The following is a 19,595-nucleotide window of genomic DNA, read 5'->3' on the forward strand; positions in this document are numbered from 1 at the left end:
TCACTTCTCGCTATCTACTAGGCCGCGGATGAACAGTTTCTGCATCGACACAACGACAATCACCGGCGGGACCATCGCAAGGATCGAGGTCGCCATGATCACCGGCCAATCCGCCACATCATCGCCTGATGGGAACATCTGCTTGATGCCCATGACGATGGTGTTCATTTCCGGGTCGGTGGTGATCAGCAGCGGCCAAAGGTATTGGTTCCAGCCATAGATGAACAGGATCACGAACAGGGCAGCCACATTCGTGCGGCTCATCGGCACGACGATGTCCCAGAAAAACCGCATCGGGCGGGCACCGTCGACGCGCGCGGCCTCGGCCAGTTCATCGGGGATGGTCAGGAAAAACTGGCGAAACAGGAAGGTCGCCGTGGCCGACGCAATCAGCGGGAAGATCAGCCCGGAATAGCTGTTCAGCATCCCGAACCCCGCCACGACCTCGTAGGTCGGCACGATCCGCACCTCGACCGGCAGCATCAGGGTCAGGAAGATCATCCAGAAAAAGAACGTTCGGCCGGGAAAGCGAAAATAGACGATGGCGAAGGCGGACAGAAGCGAGATCACGATCTTGCCCACGGCGATCCCAACGGCCATGACCAGCGAGTTGAACAGCATCGTCGCGACCGGCACATTCACGCCCGACAACAGCGCCGCCTTGTAGTTTTCAAAGAACTGATCGCCGGGCCAAAGCGGCATGGGGGGGCGCACGATTTCGGGTTGCGAGACGGTCGAAGCGACGAAGGCCAGCCAGATCGGGAAGAAGATGACCAGCACGCCAAGTATCATCAACAGATGGGTCAGCCACAGCCCCACCCCGCGTTTTTCGACCATGCCATGTATGTCGCGGGCCATCAGTAATGCACCCTTTTTTCGACGAACTTGAACTGAAGCACGGTCAGCAGCCCGACCACGATCAGAAGGATCACCGACTGCGCCGAGCTTGACCCGAGATCCTGGCCGACGAACCCGTCCGAAAAGACTTTATAGACAAGGATCGTCGTCGATTGCTGCGGCCCACCCGAGGTGATGGTGTGGATCACGCCGAACGTCTCGAAAAAGGAATAGACCACGTTGACCACCAAGAGGAAAAACGTGGTGGGCGACAGAAGCGGCAAGACGATGGTGAAAAAGCGCCGCCAGAAACGGGCGCCGTCAATCGCTGCGGCTTCAATCACCGAACGGGGCACGGCTTGCAGGGCGGCAAAGAAAAACAGGAAGTTATAACTTATCCGCCCCCAGGCCGAGGCGACGACGACCAGCCCCATCGCCTCGCTGCCATTCAGCACATGGTTCCAGTCATATCCCAACTGCCCCAGATACCAAGACACGACGCCCACGCGGGTGTTGAACATAAAGAGCCACAGCACACCGGCCACGGCAGGCGCGACCGCGTAGGGCCAGATCAGAAGCGTGCGATAGACGCCCGACCCTTTGATCAACCGATCCGCTAGCACCGCCAGAAACAACGCCGGGATCATCGAGGCGAGGGTCACAAGGATCGAGAATATTCCCGTCGTCACAAACGACGCGCGATAAAACCTGTCCGACAGCAGGTATTCGAAATTGCCCAGACCCACATATTGCATCGACAGCCCGAACGGGTCGGGTATGAACAGCGACTGCCAGATTGCCTGCCCCGCCGGATAAAAGAAAAACACCGCCGAGATGATGACCTGCGGCGCAATCAGGCACAGGGGCAAAAGCCAGCCGCGAAAGGTGACGCGTTTTTCCATCATATCCCCCGGAACGGAAAAGACGGGCCGTGATGGCCCGCCCTTTTGATGCGTGGTTTACATATTGGCTTGCTCGAACCGGCGCAGCAGCGCGTCGCCGCGTTCCTTGGCACTGTCCATCGCCTCTTGCGCGGTCTTGTCACCGGCCCAGATGCCTTCCAGCTCTTCGTCGATGATGCCGCGGATCTGGTCAAACGATCCCAGACGGATGCCTTTGGAATTGGCGGTCGGCTGGTTGGCTGTCATCTGTTTGACGGCCACATCGGTGCCGGGGTTTTCTTCATAGAACCCAGCTTCTTTCGTGGCTTCGCCAGCGGCAACCGTGATCGGCAGATAACCGGTATCCTGGTGCCATTTTGCCTGAACCGGGGTCGAGGACAGGAAGGACAGGAATTCACCCACGCCCTTGTATTCCTCGGCTTCGTGGCCCTCCATGACCCAAAGCGATGCACCACCGATGATGGTGTTCTGCGGTGCATTTCCGACACCTTCCCAATAGGGCAGCGGACGCACGTCGAAGGCAAACTCTGCCTCGGCCTTGATGCCTGCGTAACCGGCCGAGCTTTCGGTGAACAATGCGCACTCACCGGCGCGGAAGTTTGCACCGCCTTCGTTGCGGCGACCGGTATAGATGAACTCTCCATCCTTGGCCCATTCGCCCATCTTCGCCAGATGCGCCACCTGAGCTTCGCCGTTCAGCGCAAGCTCGGTGTCCAGCCCGGCGAAACCGTTATCCTTGGTCGCAAACGGCACGTCGTGATAGGCCGAGAAGTTTTCAAGATGGATCCAGCTTTGCCAAGCCGTAACCAGCGGGCAATCTTCACCGCCCGCTTTAAGTTGCTCAAGCACCGAATCCACGTTTTGCCACGTGGACAGGTCTGTGTCAGGGTCCACACCAGCCGCTTCCATCGCGTCACGGTTCACCCACAGAACGGGCGTTGACGAGTTGAACGGCAACGATAGCATCTGACCGTCAGTGGTGGTGTAGTAACCTTTCACAGCACCGATATAGGCGTCGGGGTCAAATTCGGCCCCGCTTTCGGCCATTACTTCATAGACTGGCTTGATGGCGCCCTCGGCGGCCATCATGGTCGCCGTGCCAACCTCGAACACCATCAGAACATGAGGTTGTTCACCAGCGCGGAACGCCGCGATGCCGGCATTCAACGTCTCGGAATAGTTACCTTTGTGGCTGGCGACGACTTTGTAATCGCTCTGGCTTGCGTTGAACTCCTCGACCTGCGCGGCCACAAGCTCGCCAAGACGTCCGGTAAAGGCGTGCCAGAATTGAATTTCGGTTTGCGCGGAGGCCCCGATTGGGGACATCGCGGTGGTTGCGGCAGCAATTGCGCCAAACACGAGCTTTTTCACTTCATCCTCCCTTGCACCAGCTGCGGTGCGTTTCCCAGGTGTGGCACGCAGTCAGATCAGCCGAGTTGCCCGACCCGAACCGCGTGTCTGGCAAAAGGGTTACATCCCACATGGCATAATGCAAGAATATTTGATGTAACAGTTTTATAACACAGCATTATACTGCTACGCTGCCCCTGTCCCGGAAGGAAGATCGCATGTCACATTCGCTGCGCCTGCGCCAGTTAGAGGCCCTTATGGCGGTCACACATCACGGTTCCATGACACGCGGCGCGCTGGAACTGGGCATCAGCCAACCTGCGGTGAGTCGCCTTCTGTCCGATCTGCGCGAGGTTCTGGGCTTCGACCTGTTCAATCGTCGTGACGGGCGACTGGTGCCGACCCAGGAAGTCCGGTTTCTGCTGCCCGACATCCGGCGGGTGCTTGAAATGATGCACCAAATCTCGGAAGCCAGCCAGAACATCACCGAAAAGAAGGCCGGGCATCTGCGCATTGCCTGCCTGCCCGGTTTTGCGACCAGCCACCTGCCCGGCGTCGTGGCGGCATTCCTGCGCGACCGCCCCGGTGTCAGCGTCACGCTGGAACCGGACCGCCCTGAACGCATTCTGGAATGGATGGTGGGTGAACAGTATGATTTCGGCATCACTGACGGGTTCGAAGGACATCCCGCCGTCGAAAGTGAAAATATCGACATCCGCACCGTCTGCGTATTTCCGACAGGGCACCGACTGGCAGCACTCAAACAGATCGGCCCAAGCGATCTGGCCGATGAAAACCTGATCCACACACGCCGAGACAGCACATTTTTTCGCGATCTGAACGAAGCCTTTCAGAAAGCCAACACCACCATAAATTCACTGGTGGAATCGCGACAGTTCACCGCCGCCTGCGAGATGGTTTGCCAAGGGATCGGTGTCTCGGTTGTCAGCGCGTTGGATGCGGCAAAATATGTGGGTCAGGGCCTGGATCATCGCCCTTTCACGCCCGCCATTCCGCATCGGTTATCGCTGGTGCGTCCGACGCTGAAACAGCCCTCAATGATCTCGCTTGAGTTTATCGAGGTCTTCTCGGCCAGTCTTGCGCCCTACAAAATGCGCTGATCCGGACGGCCCCACGCGATCAGCACGGAGTTGGCCAGACGTCAGATAATGCCCTCAGGCATCGCCGATCTTGTCTTTCAGCCAGCGCGCGCGCTTCTGCTGCTCGCGCACCATATCGAGTTTTGTCGCCAGCCGTTCTTTTTTCGATGACTTCGTCGTCTCATCAAGTTCTGCCTGAAGCAATCGGGCTTTCGCCTCAAGTTTCGACAATATCTTGTCGACATGGGATGGCTTGATCTTCTGCGCCTTCCCCTGCTCAAGCCGAGCGTAATATTTGTCGAGTTTCTCAACGCTACTTTCAAGTCCCATGGTGGCCCCCTGGTTGCGACAGCACCTGATATGGCCCAATGGGTCTGGGCCTGTAACTGCCATCTATAATCATTGCGCCATATCCTTCTGTTTGTCGTTGATCGCGTCCCGGACGATGGCCATCAGTTCGTCATCATCAAGCGCGAGAATGCGTTCGACCTCGGCCATGGCGTCCTCGCTTTCAATATAATACGCCCGCGCGGCCCCAAGCAGATCGCGCATCGCCGAATAGGCATAGCTGGAATCGTTCAGAAACGAAGTCGCGACCGACGCATCCAGCTCGCGTTGGCGGATCAATGCCTCGATCCGTGTGTTTGTCTCGCGTCCGTCGGTTTCTACTTGCATCCTCTCCTGATCCAGCCACAGGCTTGAGCGGTCGTCGGGGTCTGCCAGATCCAGTTGTCGAATTTCGACAAGGATGCGCGCGATTTCGGTGCGAAGCTGGTTATAGAGATCGGTCGCGGCCCCCTGCCGGCGCACCGTGTAGCGGTTGACGTTGCGACGCAAATGCTTGACCGCCTTTACGGCCCGGACGATCCGCCCAGCCACATCCCGCAGCGTATAGATGTCATCCATCACATCCGCCGGCATGTCCTTTGACCCGATGCGCGTGGCGAACTCGACAATCGCGGAATAGAGCGTCTTGACCCGCGCCTCATACCGTTCGTCGATGTCAAATTCGACCGGTTTGCGACTGGCTCGAACGGTTGCGGCGATGTCTTTCGAGGCAAACACCTCATCGCGGTGCAGGTTTAGCCCGTGCAAGATCAATTCCACGGCGTTGTCATAAAGGTGTTTGACCTCGCGCCGCATGGCGACCTCGACGGTCTGCGGAAATTCGTCCACCGCTTCGGACAGATATTTGGGCTGGCTCAAGTCTTCCTCTGGCGGCGTGATCACACGTTCCAGAAAGCGGATCAAACGGTTCAAAAGCGGCAGCATCAACACGACCCCCAGCGTGTTGAAAATCGTATGGAATACCGCCAGTTTCAGGGCGAAATCCGTGTCCGCTATACCAACTCCGGCCGAGACGAGATCGACGCTCTGACGGATTGGCCCAATGAACACCAGCGCAACCCCCGCAGTCACGAGGTTGAAGATCAGATGAGCCAGTGCCAGGCGTTTGCCCTGATAATTCGCCGTGAAAGATCCGATAATCGCAGTGATGGTGGTGCCGATATTGGCCCCGATTGCAAGCGCCAGCGCGTTCTCATAGGAAATCTGCCCTGCCGCCAGCGCGGTAATGATCAGCGTCATCGTGGCGTGGCTGGACTGCATGACCACGGTCGCCGCTGCCCCGACCAGCGTATAAACCAGCAGCCCCAGAAGCCCGGTCATGGCAAATCGGGTCAGGTCGAACTGGTCTTTGAACGACTCGAACCCCTCTTTCATGTAGTGAATGCCCAGAAACAGGAACCCCAGCCCGGCAAGGACCAACCCTGCGCCGCGCAGATACTTGTTTTTCTGGAACACCAGCACAATGGCGATGGCCAACATTGGCAACGCATAGGACGCGATGTTCACTTTCAGCCCGAAGCCCGCCACCAGCCACGCCCCCGTTGTGGTGCCGATATTGGCACCAAAGATGATCCCGACCCCTGCAATCAGCGAAATCAGGCCAGCGGACAGAAACGAGATGGTGATCACCGACACCAGCGAACTGGATTGCATGATCGTGGTCGACAGGATGCCAAACCCCATGGATTTGGCGACCGAGCCTGTTGTCTTTTCAAGCACGGTTTCCAAAAAGCCGCCGCTGAACAGCTTGAAGCCGTCTTCCAGCATCAACATGCCGAACAGGAAGATCGCGACGCCGGCGGCGATCTCTTGAAAATCGCGGCTAAGCCAAAAGCCAAAGCCAAGCACCAAAAGGATGACCGGCAAAAGGGATTTCTTCATCATCTTGAGGTGCCCACTCCTATGGCAGCATCATGCCGCGCAGCACGAAATAGAACATGGCCGCAAGCACCGCAGAAACCGGCACGGTAATGATCCATGCCGACACGATCTTCAAAAGCGATGCGCGGTGCACCAATTGGCGCTTCAACGCCTTTTGAAGCATCTTGCGTTCGGCGGCGTCAATCACCGCATCTGGCCCCATTTTCTTCAGCTTTTCCAGAATACGCAACTTGTCCTCAGGCGGTGCGTTCTGAAAAGACATCAGCACCTGTTCGACGGTGGCGAAATCCTGTTCGCCCCGGTGTTGGATCAACACCTCCTCGACCACTTTGCTCATCCGGGTTTCCAGAAATTCGCGCAAAAAGCCGACGCCGAAAACAGCTCCCAACGCCACATGGGTCGAGCTGATCGGCATCCCAAGTTGGCTGGCGATGATCACTGTGATGGCAGCAGCGAGCGCAATACAAAAGGCACGCGACCGATCCAGTTCGGTGATCTCTGACCCAACGGTGCGGATCAGCTTCGGCCCAAACAATGCCAGACCGACCGAGATTCCAAGCGCACCGATCACCATCACCCAAAGCGGGATCGCCACCTTGGACGCACCGCCTTGCGTATTTGTCAGAGCATCGACCACTCCGGCCAGCGGGCCGACGGCATTCGCCACATCATTTGCGCCATGTGCAAAGCTCAGAAGAGCTGCCGAGATGATCAGCGGGGTGGTAAAAAGTTTGTTCACCCCCTCGCGTGTGTCTGGCAGCGTGGGTGCGACCTTGTTGATCATCGGGCGAACAACAACGATAGCAACCAACCCCACGACCAATCCGATCAGAATGGCGTTGGTGAAGTCGATCTTGATCAGGCTCTTGATCCCTTTCAGCGCGATATAGGTGGTGAAGGCCCAGGCCATGATACCGATCATGAAAGGAACAACTTTTCGAGCGGCTTCCACAGGTTGCGGTTTGAAAAAGATCATCTTTTTCAGCGCATACAGAAACAATGCGGCGATGACGCCCCCGGTCACGGGTGAGATCACCCAGCTCAGGGCGATTTTGCCCATCGAATCCCAGTTGACGACATCCCAGCCCACCGCAGCGATCCCCGCACCCATCACGCCGCCCACGATGGCATGGGTGGTCGACACCGGCGCGCCCAACCATGTGGCGGCATTCAGCCAAAGGGCAGCCCCGATCAAAGCCCCCATCATTACCCAGATAAAGACATCCGGGTCGGGCACGTCGGCGGGGTCGATAATGCCTTTCTTCACGGTCGAAACCACGTCTCCGCCCGCGATGATGGCGCCTGCGGCTTCAAACAGTGCCGCGATCACGATTGCGCCCGTCAGGCTCAGCGCAAAAGAGCCGACGGCGGGGCCGACATTGTTGGCCACGTCATTGGCACCGATATTCATCGCCATGTAAGCACCGATAACGGCGGCAGCAACCAACAGGTAAAGCTGATCCACATGCGCAAACCGCGCACCGGTATAGATCATCACCCCGACAACGAAGATGATGGCGGTTCCCAGCCGCCCGACCTCGGAGCGGCTGATATGCGTCGCGCTTTCAATCTTAAGATATTCATTCACTTTCATGGGACCCCCATTCGAGAAGCGCACACTTGCCCATGCCGCGCGCCCAAAGGTTGCGGAAGGTGCTGTGCCACAGTGAAATTTGCACGCGCTAGCGCAGGTCAAACTGAGGTGGATCATTGACAGCCCCTTATTGCGCTGCCTGTTCTATAATTGTGACGCTCTCTCGATACGCCTGCTCCATTCGACCCAACAGTTCCGCAGGCTGGCATTGCGCCTTCTGAAAATTTATCGTTCCCTGTGACCCAAGTTGGGGGGAGCCTGTTGGAACGTCTGAAGTCAGCCATGATGAAGGCCTTGGCCATCGCGTTGATCGCGATGATGAGCGGGATTGTTGTGCAGGTGGTGTTCAGCACATTCGACATCAACCCGATCCTGAGCTTCATGAGGGCCGTGCCCCTGTTGGGAAAGGCCATCACGCTGAACTCTCTGCTCGATATCCAATGGCATCTGCTGGTCATCATAGGGCTGATCCCCGCCGGGCTTGTCTGGCAGGCAAACAAGCATGTGCGGGTGGATTTCCTGTACCAAAACCGCAGCAACCGGACGAAAGCGCGCATTGATCTGGTGGGCAACCTGATCTTCGCAGTGCCGTTCTTCGCCTTGGGGCTTCCCGCCGCATGGTCCTTCATGATGCGCGCATGGGCATCGGATGAAGGTGGGCGCAATGGCGGGTTGAACGACCTTTGGCTGATCAAGGCGGTGCTGCCGCTCGGATTGACGCTGTTGGCCGTGGCGATCCTGATCGAAACCATCCGCCTGATCCGGGCCAGCAGATGATCGACAGTTTTCTGCCCCTCGCGATGGCGGGTCTGACCCTGACGGCGATCTTCGCCGGTTATCGCGTCGGCATGGTGCTGGCAGGGTCCGCCGCGTTGTTCATCCTTCTGTCCGACCTGCCCATTGCCTATTTCAACCTGCTGATCAGCCGGATTTACGCCAATGTCCTGTCCAACTGGCTACTGGTCGCGGTGCCTATGTTCATCTTCATGGGGCTGATCCTGGAAATTTCGGGCGCCGCCGAACGCTCGCTGAAGGCCGCGCAGCGGGCCTTGGGCGGCAGTGCGGCAGGTATGGGGTTTTCGGTCCTCGTGATCGGGGTCTTGCTGGCGGCCTCATCCGGCATTGTCGGCGCGTCGGTTGTGCTGTTGGCCCTGCTCGCCCTGCCCCGGTTAGAGGAAGTCGGCTATGACAAGCCAACCTCGGCGGGGTTGATCGCGGCATCCGGCACATTGGCCATCCTGATCCCACCCTCGGTCATGCTGATCGTGCTGGGCGACCAGTTGCAAACCCCGGTGCCTGACATGTTTGCTGGGGCCATCGGGCCGGGTCTTTTGCTGGTGCTGGCCTATGGCGCCTACATCATCTGGCGCGCGCGGGGGTTGCCCGCGCAACCCCGGCAGACCCGCATCTCATTGCTGCGTCTGATCTTTGACCTCGCGCCGCTTCTGGGGCTGGTCATATCGGTCCTCGGCTCGATCGTCGCGGGGCTGGCCACCCCGACCGAGGCCAGCGGCCTTGGCGCATTCGGCGCGGTCCTGATCACCGTGCTATACCGCAAGTTCAGCCTCGCCATGCTGATGGAGGCCGCCAGCCGCACCGTCACCACCACTTCAGTTGTGCTGTTCGTGATGATTGGCGCCACCTGCTTTTCCGCCGTGTTCAAAGGCATCGGCGGTGATGATCTGGTCGAAGCGGGCATCACCGCCTTCGGCACCGGACCCTACACGGTTCTGGCAGTGGTGATGGCCGCGATCTTCCTTCTTGGCTTCGTGCTGGACTGGCTGGAAATAACGCTTATCCTCATGCCCATCTTTGCGCCCATCGTGGCGGGGCTGGATTTCGGTAATGGGCTGACGGGCGATACACTTCTGATCTGGTTCGGTATTCTGGTCGCTGTAAACCTGCAAACCTCGTTTCTGACCCCGCCGTTTGGCTTTTCGCTGTTCTATCTGCGCGGCGCGGCGGGCGAGGCGTTGACGACACCGCAAATCTATCGCGGCGTCCTGCCCTTCATCGCATTGCAGGTGCTGGTGCTGGTGCTGCTGATCCTGTTTCCCGGTTTGATCACCGGCCTGACGTCATATTAATGGGAGGACCCTTATGAAAACGACCTACATGCTGGCCACCGTCGCCACCCTTGTCGCATCAAGCGCAACGGCCGAGACATTCAACCTGCAAAGCGCCTTTGGCGGCTTGCCAGTGCTGGACCCGACCGCCAAACGGTTCGTGGCGAATGTCTCGGCCCTGACCGGAGGCGAGGTCGAGTTCAAGTATCTTCTGGCAGGTGAGATGTCTCCGCCGTTCGAGATTTTCGACAATGTCAGCGTCGGCGCAATTGATGCGGGCTGGTCGTTTGCCGCCTACGCCAGCGGCAAGGAACCAGCCGCCGCGCTGTTCGGGTCGGTGCCATTCGGGGGCGATCCGCTGTCCTATATCAGCTGGTTGCAGCATGGCGGCGGGCTTGAACTGTGGCGCGAGATTTATGCCCCCTACAACCTCGTGCCCATGGCCTGCGGCGTGATCCTGTCCGAAGCGGGCGGCTGGTACACGAAAGAGATCAACACACCCGAAGACCTGCAAGGGCTGAACATCCGCATCGGCGGGCTGGGCGGCGACATTCTTGCCAAGCTGGGCGCCAATGCCATGTCCCTGCCCACGGGCGAGATTTCCACATCACTGGAAACCGGACGGCTGGACGCGACCGAGTTAAGTTTCCCGCTGGTCGATAAACTTCTGGGCTTCGACAAGGTGGCGAAGAACTATTATTTCCCCGGCTGGCACCAACCGGCGGGCTTTATCGAGTTTTACATGAACAAGGAAAAATGGGATGGGTTGACCGACAGCCAGCGCACCGCAATCGAAGTGTCCTGTGCCGATGCCAACCTGTATGCACTGGGGTCCGCCGCTGGCGCGCAAAGCGAGGTGTTGGAGGGCTTCCGCGCCAATGGTGTGAATGTCGCACGCCTGCCAGACAGCGTGATGGATGCTCTGCGCGCTGCTGCCGACGAGGTCTATGCCGAGAAATCCGCCGAGGACGAGATGTTCAAGCGGGTGATCGACAGCTACCGCGCCTATGCAGCCGATTATCGCGAATATCAGGATCTGACCGACCTCAACTGACCCGACGGGCCGCGCCCCCGATCATGGTGGCGCGGCGCTTGGCACATCCCAAGGACCGCGCCGTGAGCTACGCCCTGAAAGATTTCGGCTCTTACACCGTGGGCGGGCGTCTGCGGCACGTGACCGAAGGCACCCCGCGCGAGGTGCAGTTTACCCGCAGCGTGTCCTTCACCGTCGATCCGCGCGGATATTTCGCCGTCGAACACGCCTATGTTCAGTATTTCGTGCCACAAGACCGCTGCCCCGGCCCGCCGGTGGTGCTGGTCCATGGTGGCGGCCTGTCGGGCAGTTGTTGGGAGACCACGCCGGACGGGCGACCGGGATGGCTGCACCTGCTGCTTGCGCGCGGATACGAGGTGCATGTGGTCGACAATGTCGAACGGGGACGCGCGGGGTTTGCACCGGGACTGTGGGAGGGCGATCCCTTCCTGCGCAGTCTGGACGAGGCGTGGACCTTGTTCCGCATCGGTCCCCCCAGCGGCTTTGCCACGCGCACCCCCTTCCCCGGACAGCTTTTTCCGGTGAACCAGTTCGAAGCATTCGCCCGGTGCTTCGTGCCGCGCTGGTTGGGCACCACCTCGCTTCAATCCGCAGCCCTTCTGGCGGTGTTGAACCGGACAGGTCCGGCGATGGTCATCTGCCATAGCCAGGGGGCCGAGGTCACATTTGACGCGCGGTCCACGGCCCCGGACCTGTTCGAGGGGATCATCGCGATTGAACCCTCCAGCCTGCCGGGTGACGCGGACCACGCATCCAAGCAACCCATCGTGATCTGCGCCGGTGATTTCCTTGATACCAACCCGGACTGGCAGACACGCGCGCGCGGCTGGGAACGGTTTGCGCAGGCTGCGGAGACTGTGCGTTTCCTTGGTGTGTCCGCGTTTACACCCGGCAACAGCCACATGATGATGATGGACGCCAACAACGCTGAAGTTTTGGACAATGCCTTGGAAGCACTGGCTGCAATCCGCGTCTAAGCCCGACTGCCGGTCTTGAGTTCGAACCGCCGAAACAACAGCGCGATGATCCCGGCGATGATCATGTAAAACACCGCCAGCAGCAGCAAAGGCTCGTAAACGATGAACGTGTCCGACCGCACACGGGACGAGACTGAATAAATCTCGACCACCGTGATCGTTGCGACCAGTGGCGTGGCTTTCAGTTGCAGGATGGTCTCTCCGCCCAATGTGGGCAGGACATTGCGGATCGCCTGCGGCAACCAGATGCGGCGGAACATGGTGAACCGCGGCATCCCGAAGGCGTTGGCAGCTTCCAACTGCCCCTTGTTGACGCCCGCAAACGCGCCGCGCATCACCTCGCCTTCATAGCCTGCATAGGACAGGGTCAGCGCCAGCACCGCATAGGGCCAGGCCTGCCGCAGATAAGGCCACAGCTCGCTGCCACGGATCCACGGGATTTGCGGGAACAGCGACCCCAACCCGTAATAAAGCAGCCAGATTTGCAACAGAAGCGGTGTTCCGCGAATGATGGTGCAAAAGGTCTTGGCGGGCGCGGACAGATACCATGGCCCAACCGCCTGCGCGAGGCCCAAGGGGATGGCCAGAAGAAATCCGGCAACGGTGGTCACGACCAGGATCCAGATCGTCCGCCACGCGCCTTCAACGGCCAACGGTGCGTACTCCGGGATCCAGTCCCAGCGCAGCGAAACCGCGCACCAGATCACCAACCCGGCAAACAGTGCCATCAGCACAATTCTGTGCGGCTGCATCAGGCTGCGCCATCCCGTCATTTTCCCGCCCCCCGCAACGAGGGCTGACCACGGCGCGCCCATTTTTCGATCCGCGCAAAGATCGCGCCGGAAAACAGTGTCACGATCATGTAAAGTGCGCCTGCCGCCAGAAAAAAGGTGAAATAGGCGCGGGTGCTGGACGCCGCCTGTCGCGTCTCCAACGTCAACTCGCTAAAGCCCACAATAGCCAGAAGCGCGGTGTCCTTGGTGGCGATCAGCCAAAGGTTGGCCAGTCCGGGCGTGGCAAAAGACATCATCGCCGGGATCGTCACCCGGCGCATCAGCATAAAGGGCGGCATACCAAAGGCCCGCGCGGCCTCAATCTGTCCATGCGGAATCGCTTGAATGGCACCGCGCAACACCTCGGTCGCATAAGCCCCCTGGACGATGCCCAAGACCCAGATCCCGGCCACCACCCCGCTGATTTCAACGCGGCCATATCCCAACGCGCTGGAGGCCTGATTGATCAGGTCCGTGCCAACGTAATAAAGGATCAGGATCAACACCAACTCGGGCACCGCCCGGATCACCGTCGTGTAAATGGCGAGGAGATCACGAACGACCACCCCGCCATAGAGTTTGCCCGACGCGCCAAACAGCCCGATCACCAATCCGAACCCGAACGCCCCAAAGGCGATCTGTAGCGAATTGGCCAGGCCCCGCAGAAGGTTGCCGCCCCACCCCGGAGGGCTGAGCGACAACAATTCTGCGCTTTTGGCCAGGCCTAGCGAGTCGAGGATCAGTTCCAAGGCAGGGCTTACTCGCTATAGATGCTGGTCGTGAAGTAACGCGACGTGATCTCGGCATGGGTACCATCGGCAAGGATAGCCGCGATCCCGGCGTTCAGGCTTTCACGCAGCGCATCGTCACCCTTGCGCACGCCGGCGCCCACGCCTTTGCCCAGGATGGCTTCATCATTGGCAACCGCGCCTTTGATTTCACAGCATTGACCGGCGTCAGAGTTCACGAAATCCGCCATGGCAATGCTGTCAGCCTGCGTGGCATCAATCCGGCCTGCAACAAGATCCTGATTGGCCTCGTCCTGGGTCTGATAGACCCGGATTTCGGCGGCATCCCCGAAATAGGTGTTGGCATAGGTCTGGTGGATGGTCGACGCCTGAATACCAACGATCTTGCCGGCAAGCGATTCCGGTGTCGGCTCGATGTCCATCGACTTGTCCGCCACGATCACGGCAGGCGTGTTGTAGTAAGGATCGCTGAAATCAATGGTTTTCATGCGTTCTTCGGTGATCGACATGGACGCCATGATTGCGTCGATCTGCTGTCCGGTCAGCGACGGGATGATCCCGTCCCACGCCACGGGTGTGATCACGCAATCCAGCTCGGCGGCAGCGCAAACCGCACCGATGATTTCGACTTCCCAGCCGACCCAGTTGCCGGACGCATCAAGCGAGGCGAAGGGCGGATAGGGTTCTGCGGCGATGCCGATCTTGACCTCTTGGGCGGATGCAGCACCAGCGGCCAGCAAGGTCGAGGCCAGGCCAGCGGCCAGCAATGTCTTGAGTTTCATGTGTCGTCTCCCGTTGGTTGGTTTCATGGTTGTTAGCCGACTGTTTTCAGGAATTGTTGCAGCCGTGCGGATTTCGGATTGCCGAAGACTTCGGCCGGGGGGCCTTCCTCTTCAATCCGTCCTTCAAAAAGATACACGACATGCGTTGCCACTTCGCGGGCAAACTTCATCTCGTGCGTGACCAGAAGCATGGTGCGCCCTTCGGCCGCCAGATCGCGGATCACAGTCAGAACCTCGCCGACCAGTTCCGGGTCCAGCGCGCTGGTGGGTTCGTCAAACAGCATAACACTTGGATCGACGGCCAGCGCGCGGGCAATCGCGGCCCGCTGTTGCTGCCCACCGGACAGGTATGACGGGAAGGTGTCCGCCTTGTCGCCCAGCCCGACCCGCTCCAGCAGCTCTTTCGCGCGTTCAATCGCCTTGTCGCGCGGCACTTTCAACACATGCACCGGCACTTCGATCACGTTTTCCAGAAGCGTGCGGTGGGTCCACAGGTTGAAGGCCTGAAACACCATGCCCAGACGCGTGCGGATACGTTCGATCTGGCGCCGCTTGACGGGGGTGCCGTCGGGACGCATCACGACCTCTTCCCCACTGATGACAATCTGACCGGAGCTTGGGGTTTCCAGAAAGTTGATACAGCGCAGGAAGGTAGATTTGCCCGACCCGCTGCCGCCGATAATCGCCACGACATCGCCCTTGTGGGCAGTCAGCGAAACACCTTTCAGCACCTCAAGCGTCCCAAAGGACTTGTGCAGATCCGTCACCCGAATGGCCTCGGTGTCTTCGGCTGGTGCCTGTACTTCTCTGGCCGTCATATCCGGCATCGCCATCATCGCCCCCCAATTTCCGGCTTGTAGTAAGCCGCGATTTCCGCAATTATGCAAGCGTATAATTAGCAAGACTGAGATCTCAGGTGACACAGAGCCATCCCAAGTTCAGGCGCGAACCTGCCGAGCAACGCAAAGAAGCGTTGATCCTGGCCGCCCTTGCCCTGATCGCCGAGCGGGGCGTGCGAGGGGCGACAGTGCGCGCCATCGCGGAACGGGCGGATGTCACGCAGGGTCTGATCCGGCACTATTTCTCGTCAAAGGAAGACCTGATATCCGCCGCCTATGCGTTTCACATGAGCCATATGACAAATCTGACCGCCGCGCCAAACGTGCCCGATGGCGCGACGGCCAGTGTGCGGTTGGCGGCCTTCGTGGCGGCGGGTTTGAACCCACCGGTGGTCGATCCGGCCTCTGTGTCCCTGTGGGCGAGTTTTCTGAACAAGGTGCGCGAAGACCCCCGGATGCGGCAGATCCACGAACAGACCTATCACGATTTCCGCGACCGGCTGGAAGGGTTGATTGCCGACGCATTGGCCGAGGCGGAAATGGTCGCACCCCCCGCCCGGTTGAGACATCTGGCGATTGCCTGTAACGCGGTGATTGACGGGCTGTGGATGGAAGGCGGCGCGCTGCCAAATGCGTTTGAACCGGGAGAGCTGCCCAAAATCGGGCTGCAATCGGTCGGCGCGATCATCGGAATTGATTTGCAGGAAACAGGAAACCCGTCATGAGACATGCAGATATCATCCAGCGCCTCGCAGGATTGGGTGGCGCGAAGTGGGAGGTTCACGTCAAGGCGAAAGCCCTGCGCGCGCAGGGACGTGACATCATCGAACTGACAATTGGCGAACCGGACGTCCCCACCCCGCCGGCTTTGATCGAAGCGGCAACGGCGGCGATGCACGCCGGTCGCACGGGGTATTCCGATGGGCGGGGGGAGCCGAAGTTGCGGGCCGCCCTGTCCGAGCGTTATTCGCAACGAACGGGCCGCGCGATCAACGCCGATCAGGTGATGTGCTTTCCCGGCACGCAAACCGCGCTGTTTGCCGTGTTTATGGGCATTGCCGACACCGGGTGCGACGTTTTGGTGGGCGATCCGATGTATGCAACCTATGAAGGCGTGATCCGCGCCAGCGGTGCCGATATGGTGCCTGTGCCACTGCACCCCGAAAACGGGTTTCGGCTGGCCGCAGATGACCTTGCCGCCCGTATCACACCCAGAACCCGTGCCATCCTGCTGACGACGCCACACAACCCCACCGGGTCGATCCTGACCGCCGACGACATTGACGCGATTGGCAAGCTGGCCCTGGAGCATGACCTGTGGATCATCTCGGACGAGGTGTATGAAGACCTGATCTTCGACGGTGAAACCTTCATCTCGCCCCTGTCACGCCCGCATCTTGAGGATCGGGTGATCGTGGTGTCTTCGATCTCGAAATCGCACGCGGCACCGGGGTTTCGCAGCGGTTGGTGTATCGGCCCCCAAGCCTTTACCGAGGCGCTGTTGCCGCTGTCGGAAACCATGCTGTTCGGCAACCAGCCTTTCATCGCGGACATGACCGAGCAAGCCGTGTGCGACGGATCGGAAGTGGCGGACGGGATGCGCACCCGTTTCGCCGCACGCGCCCGTCATCTTGAGCACCGGCTAAGCCAAGGCTGCAATCTGAAAGTGCACCAACCGCAAGCCGGCATGTTTGCGCTGATCGATGTGTCCTCGACCGGGTTGAACGGCCATGACTATGCGTTGCATTTGCTGGATCATGCGGGTGTCGCCGTGATGCCGGGGTCGTCTTTTGGCACCACGCTGGAAGGGTGGGTGCGCATCGCGCTGACCGTCGATGACGACGCGTTCGACACAGCCTGCACACGGATCATCCAACACGCCACCCAACTGCAACTGGAAACCGCATGACCCGTGTCGGAGAAGCCCTTGTCGCCGATCTGGAAAACCGTGGCATCACCTGCGTCTTCGGCATCCCCGGTGTGCATACGATCGAGCTGTATCGCGGGCTGGCGGCTTCGGGTATTCGTCATATCACCCCTCGCCACGAACAAGGCGCCGGGTTCATGGCCGATGGCTACGCACGGGTGTCGGGCAAACCCGGCGTGGCCTTCGTGATCACCGGGCCGGGGCTGACCAACACGCTGACTGCGATGGGCCAAGCGCGCGCCGACAGTGTGCCAATGCTGGTGGTGTCGGGCGTGAATGCCCTCCCCGGGCTTGGCAAGGGTTTGGGTCATTTGCACGAGTTGCCCGATCAGCAAGCCTTGGCGCGCACCGTCGCTTTGGTGTCTGAACGGGTCGAGACACCGGGCGCGCTTGCTGACGCCGTGGATAAGGCCTTCGCTGCATTCCAGACCGCGCGGCCTGGACCGGCTCATATCGAAATCCCGCTGGACGTGGCTGGGCAGGACATGACAACAGACACCCCTGCCCCATCTCCGGCGCCCCCGCGTGCGTTGGACGCAGATCAGATTGCGCGCGCGGCTGATCTTTTGCGCACTGCCCGCAACCCTGTCATTCTGGCGGGCGGTGGCGCGCGAGCGGCGGCACTGGCGTTGCGCGAGCTGGCTGAGAAACTTGATGCGCCCGTCGTCCAAACCGTAAATGCGCGCGGTGTCCTGCACGCTCATCCGTTGGGCGTTCCTGCCAGCCCGAGCCTTGGCGCGGTGCGCGATCTGATCGACGCGTCCGATATGGTTCTGGCCATCGGCACCGAGCTTGGGCCGACCGATTACGACATGTATGCCACCGGGCAGATGCCCAAGCTGCACCGCCTGATCCGCATCGACCTGTGCCCCGATCAACTGGCCCGCCATCCCGCCGAAATCTCGATCCTTGGCGACGCCACCCAAGCGCTGACGGTGTTGAACACGCATCTTAAGGACTTTGACGTTGACCGGAACGGGGCCGCACGCGCCGATCAAACCCGGTGCGCTGCCTTTGCCGAAATCGGCCCGGAGATGCAGGCGTTAAATAGCGTTCTGAACACGATCCGGGACACTATCCCTGCTGCGATCCTTGTCGGAGATTCAGCACAGCCGATCTATGCCGGGAACCTCTATTACGACCACGACCGACCCGGCGGCTGGTTCAACGCCGCAACCGGGTTCGGCGCGCTGGGTTACGGGATTCCGGCGGCGATCGGGGCCGCGTTGGCAGACCCGACCGCCCCGGTTATTTGCATCACCGGCGATGGTGGCGCGCAGTTCAGCCTGCCCGAGCTGATGTGCGCGGTGGATGAAAACCTGCCCATCAGTTTCGTGATCTGGAACAACCATGGGTATCAGGAGATTGCGACATCGATGCAGGACGCCGACGTGACGGTGGTGGGCTGTGACCCGACTCCGCCTGACTTTGAGCACGTCGCCCGATCCTGCGGGATGCCATTCTGGCGCTGCGATCCCGGCGACCTCGCAGGCACATTGCGCGCAGCACGCAATGCACGCGGTCCGACCCTGATCGACATTCACGCGCCCAACTCTGCGCAATCCCTTTGAACAAGCGAGATCAAACATGACCGACCCGACCTTTGAGTTTTCCCGCGCCATCACCCGCCGCCCATCCGCCAGCATCACCGACGGTTTGCGCGCCGAGGACATTGGCACGCCCGATCTGGATCAGATGCTGAAGGATCACGCCCATTATGTCGCGACGTTGAAAAAGACCGGAGTCGAGGTGATCGAGCTGCCACCGCTGGAGGACTTCCCAGATGCGGTCTTTGTCGAGGATACGGCGCTTTGCCTGCCCCAAGGCGCTGTCCTGATGCGACCCGGCGCGCCCAGCCGCATGGGCGAAGTGCCCCATATGGCCCCTGCCCTGCGCGAGTTTTATGGCGATGTGCGCGGAATCGCCGGGCCGGGTCATATCGAGGGCGGGGATATTCTGGTCACGGGGCGCGAAATTCTTGTGGGGCGCTCTGACCGGACGGATGCTGCCGGGGTCGCTGAGTTGTCCGGGATTGTCAGCGATTGGGGGCACAGTCTGCGAGAGGTGTTCACGCCGCCCGGTGTCCTGCATTTCAAAACCGATTGTTCGCTTCTGGATGGTGAGACGATCCTGTCCACCAAGCGTCTGGCCGCCTCGGATTGCTTTGACGGCTACAGGGTTTTGCATGTGGAAGACGGCGAAGAAGCTGCGGCCAACAGCATCAGGTTCAATCAGTTTGTGCTGATGCCTGCGGGCTTTCCGCGCACTGCCGCGATGCTGGGCAATGCCGGTTATGACGTGGTTGAGATTAACAACTCGGAATGCGCCAAACTGGACGGTGGCATGTCGTGTCTGTCGCTGCGGTTCTGAACACGGCGTGCACCGCAGCCAAACGAAAAAGACCGCCCCGGGCGAG

General features: G+C 59.9%; 19 protein-coding genes. 9 read left to right on the plus strand and 10 right to left on the minus strand.

Features of this window, described 5'->3' with window-relative positions; translation table 11 throughout:
• From ugpE to ugpB, 3 genes are read right to left on the minus strand one after another with little or no spacing between them, the layout of a single operon-like run.
• Positions 1–837 carry a sn-glycerol-3-phosphate ABC transporter permease UgpE gene (gene ugpE / locus AC13C8_RS16120; protein WP_091432182.1) on the minus strand — a complete coding sequence of 279 codons (837 nt, stop codon included), beginning with the start codon at positions 835–837 and terminating at the stop codon, positions 1–3.
• Positions 838–857: 20 nt separating this feature from the next.
• Positions 858–1,739, minus strand: a complete 882-nt coding sequence (ugpA, locus tag AC13C8_RS16125; protein ID WP_091432181.1) for a sn-glycerol-3-phosphate ABC transporter permease UgpA — start codon at positions 1,737–1,739, stop codon at positions 858–860.
• Between the two features lie 57 nt (positions 1,740–1,796).
• Positions 1,797–3,065, minus strand: a complete 1,269-nt coding sequence (ugpB, locus tag AC13C8_RS16130; RefSeq protein WP_482848637.1) for a sn-glycerol-3-phosphate ABC transporter substrate-binding protein UgpB — start codon at positions 3,063–3,065, stop codon at positions 1,797–1,799.
• Positions 3,066–3,307: 242 nt separating this feature from the next.
• Here ugpB and AC13C8_RS16135 point away from each other — a divergent pair, with 242 nt between their 5' ends.
• Positions 3,308–4,210, plus strand: a complete 903-nt coding sequence (locus tag AC13C8_RS16135) for a LysR substrate-binding domain-containing protein (protein WP_091429642.1) — start codon at positions 3,308–3,310, stop codon at positions 4,208–4,210.
• Positions 4,211–4,264: 54 nt separating this feature from the next.
• Here AC13C8_RS16135 and AC13C8_RS16140 read toward each other — a convergent pair whose 3' ends face one another.
• The 3 genes from AC13C8_RS16140 to AC13C8_RS16150 all read right to left on the minus strand — a co-directional run bounded on the left by AC13C8_RS16140 (position 4,265) and on the right by AC13C8_RS16150 (position 8,012).
• Positions 4,265–4,519 (minus strand): hypothetical protein, encoded by a 255-nt coding sequence (locus AC13C8_RS16140; RefSeq protein WP_482848314.1) that lies wholly within the window; start codon positions 4,517–4,519, stop codon positions 4,265–4,267.
• 69 nt (positions 4,520–4,588) lie between these two features.
• Entirely contained in the window at positions 4,589–6,421 is a 1,833-nt protein-coding gene (locus tag AC13C8_RS16145; protein ID WP_245744680.1) for a Na/Pi cotransporter family protein, read from the minus strand.
• A 16-nt stretch (positions 6,422–6,437) separates the two neighbouring features.
• Positions 6,438–8,012, minus strand: a complete 1,575-nt coding sequence (locus AC13C8_RS16150) for an inorganic phosphate transporter (protein WP_482848315.1) — start codon at positions 8,010–8,012, stop codon at positions 6,438–6,440.
• Positions 8,013–8,273: 261 nt separating this feature from the next.
• Here AC13C8_RS16150 and AC13C8_RS16155 point away from each other — a divergent pair, with 261 nt between their 5' ends.
• The 4 genes from AC13C8_RS16155 (at position 8,274) to AC13C8_RS16170 (ending at position 12,109) form a co-directional block, all read left to right on the plus strand.
• Positions 8,274–8,789, plus strand: a complete 516-nt coding sequence (locus tag AC13C8_RS16155; RefSeq protein WP_091429637.1) for a TRAP transporter small permease subunit — start codon at positions 8,274–8,276, stop codon at positions 8,787–8,789.
• Positions 8,786–10,099: a TRAP transporter large permease gene (locus tag AC13C8_RS16160; protein ID WP_482848317.1), complete on the plus strand. Its 1,314-nt coding sequence runs from the start codon at positions 8,786–8,788 to the stop codon at positions 10,097–10,099. The genes AC13C8_RS16155 and AC13C8_RS16160 overlap by 4 nt, the downstream gene beginning before the upstream one ends.
• Before the next feature lie 13 nt (positions 10,100–10,112).
• The gene (locus AC13C8_RS16165; RefSeq protein WP_482848319.1) at positions 10,113–11,132 is read left to right on the plus strand and encodes a TRAP transporter substrate-binding protein; all 1,020 of its coding nucleotides are present in this window, start codon (positions 10,113–10,115) and stop codon (positions 11,130–11,132) included.
• Between the two features lie 62 nt (positions 11,133–11,194).
• Positions 11,195–12,109: an alpha/beta hydrolase family protein gene (locus tag AC13C8_RS16170; RefSeq protein ID WP_143064305.1), complete on the plus strand. Its 915-nt coding sequence runs from the start codon at positions 11,195–11,197 to the stop codon at positions 12,107–12,109.
• On the opposite strand, the gene AC13C8_RS16175 is transcribed toward AC13C8_RS16170, so the two are convergent.
• Genes AC13C8_RS16175 through AC13C8_RS16190 form a run of 4 tightly spaced genes read right to left on the minus strand, consistent with a single transcriptional unit; the run spans position 12,106 to position 15,240 of the window.
• Positions 12,106–12,882: an ABC transporter permease gene (locus AC13C8_RS16175; protein ID WP_091429632.1), complete on the minus strand. Its 777-nt coding sequence runs from the start codon at positions 12,880–12,882 to the stop codon at positions 12,106–12,108. The genes AC13C8_RS16170 and AC13C8_RS16175 overlap by 4 nt on opposite strands.
• Entirely contained in the window at positions 12,879–13,631 is a 753-nt protein-coding gene (locus AC13C8_RS16180; protein ID WP_091429631.1) for an ABC transporter permease, read from the minus strand. The genes AC13C8_RS16175 and AC13C8_RS16180 overlap by 4 nt, the downstream gene beginning before the upstream one ends.
• A gap of 8 nt (positions 13,632–13,639) precedes the next feature.
• Positions 13,640–14,413: a transporter substrate-binding domain-containing protein gene (locus tag AC13C8_RS16185; protein WP_091429629.1), complete on the minus strand. Its 774-nt coding sequence runs from the start codon at positions 14,411–14,413 to the stop codon at positions 13,640–13,642.
• 32 nt (positions 14,414–14,445) lie between these two features.
• Positions 14,446–15,240 (minus strand): ABC transporter ATP-binding protein, encoded by a 795-nt coding sequence (locus tag AC13C8_RS16190; protein ID WP_091432176.1) that lies wholly within the window; start codon positions 15,238–15,240, stop codon positions 14,446–14,448.
• 89 nt (positions 15,241–15,329) lie between these two features.
• Between AC13C8_RS16190 and AC13C8_RS16195 the strand changes: the two genes are divergently transcribed.
• Genes AC13C8_RS16195 through AC13C8_RS16210 form a run of 4 tightly spaced genes read left to right on the plus strand, consistent with a single transcriptional unit; the run spans position 15,330 to position 19,549 of the window.
• Positions 15,330–15,977, plus strand: a complete 648-nt coding sequence (locus AC13C8_RS16195; RefSeq protein ID WP_482848321.1) for a TetR/AcrR family transcriptional regulator — start codon at positions 15,330–15,332, stop codon at positions 15,975–15,977.
• Positions 15,974–17,161, plus strand: a complete 1,188-nt coding sequence (locus AC13C8_RS16200) for a pyridoxal phosphate-dependent aminotransferase (protein WP_091429625.1) — start codon at positions 15,974–15,976, stop codon at positions 17,159–17,161. The genes AC13C8_RS16195 and AC13C8_RS16200 overlap by 4 nt, the downstream gene beginning before the upstream one ends.
• Complete coding sequence (locus AC13C8_RS16205; RefSeq protein WP_482848324.1) at positions 17,158–18,750, plus strand: 5-guanidino-2-oxopentanoate decarboxylase; 1,593 nt, start codon at positions 17,158–17,160, stop codon at positions 18,748–18,750. The genes AC13C8_RS16200 and AC13C8_RS16205 overlap by 4 nt, the downstream gene beginning before the upstream one ends.
• A gap of 16 nt (positions 18,751–18,766) precedes the next feature.
• Positions 18,767–19,549 (plus strand): dimethylarginine dimethylaminohydrolase family protein, encoded by a 783-nt coding sequence (locus AC13C8_RS16210; RefSeq protein WP_482848325.1) that lies wholly within the window; start codon positions 18,767–18,769, stop codon positions 19,547–19,549.
• Positions 19,550–19,595: the final 46 nt, after the last annotated feature.

It is taken from the genome of Aliiroseovarius sp. B-4 (genome assembly GCF_056857795.1).

What these genes read in the sequence shown, in the direction of transcription:
- AC13C8_RS16150 (WP_482848315.1), bottom strand. Translation starts at nt 8,012, where the DNA reads ATGAAAGTGAATGAATATCTTAAGATTGAAAGCGCGACGCATATCAGC.
- ugpA (WP_091432181.1), bottom strand. Translation starts at nt 1,739, where the DNA reads ATGGAAAAACGCGTCACCTTTCGCGGCTGGCTTTTGCCCCTGTGCCTG.
- AC13C8_RS16135 (WP_091429642.1), top strand. Translation starts at nt 3,308, where the DNA reads ATGTCACATTCGCTGCGCCTGCGCCAGTTAGAGGCCCTTATGGCGGTC.
- ugpB (WP_482848637.1), bottom strand. Translation starts at nt 3,065, where the DNA reads ATGTCCCCAATCGGGGCCTCCGCGCAAACCGAAATTCAATTCTGGCAC.
- AC13C8_RS16160 (WP_482848317.1), top strand. Translation starts at nt 8,786, where the DNA reads ATGATCGACAGTTTTCTGCCCCTCGCGATGGCGGGTCTGACCCTGACG.
- AC13C8_RS16210 (WP_482848325.1), top strand. Translation starts at nt 18,767, where the DNA reads ATGACCGACCCGACCTTTGAGTTTTCCCGCGCCATCACCCGCCGCCCA.
- AC13C8_RS16140 (WP_482848314.1), bottom strand. Translation starts at nt 4,519, where the DNA reads ATGGGACTTGAAAGTAGCGTTGAGAAACTCGACAAATATTACGCTCGG.
- AC13C8_RS16175 (WP_091429632.1), bottom strand. Translation starts at nt 12,882, where the DNA reads ATGACGGGATGGCGCAGCCTGATGCAGCCGCACAGAATTGTGCTGATG.
- AC13C8_RS16165 (WP_482848319.1), top strand. Translation starts at nt 10,113, where the DNA reads ATGAAAACGACCTACATGCTGGCCACCGTCGCCACCCTTGTCGCATCA.
- ugpE (WP_091432182.1), bottom strand. Translation starts at nt 837, where the DNA reads ATGGTCGAAAAACGCGGGGTGGGGCTGTGGCTGACCCATCTGTTGATG.
- AC13C8_RS16185 (WP_091429629.1), bottom strand. Translation starts at nt 14,413, where the DNA reads ATGAAACTCAAGACATTGCTGGCCGCTGGCCTGGCCTCGACCTTGCTG.
- AC13C8_RS16190 (WP_091432176.1), bottom strand. Translation starts at nt 15,240, where the DNA reads ATGCCGGATATGACGGCCAGAGAAGTACAGGCACCAGCCGAAGACACC.
- AC13C8_RS16205 (WP_482848324.1), top strand. Translation starts at nt 17,158, where the DNA reads ATGACCCGTGTCGGAGAAGCCCTTGTCGCCGATCTGGAAAACCGTGGC.
- AC13C8_RS16145 (WP_245744680.1), bottom strand. Translation starts at nt 6,421, where the DNA reads ATGATGAAGAAATCCCTTTTGCCGGTCATCCTTTTGGTGCTTGGCTTT.
- AC13C8_RS16200 (WP_091429625.1), top strand. Translation starts at nt 15,974, where the DNA reads ATGAGACATGCAGATATCATCCAGCGCCTCGCAGGATTGGGTGGCGCG.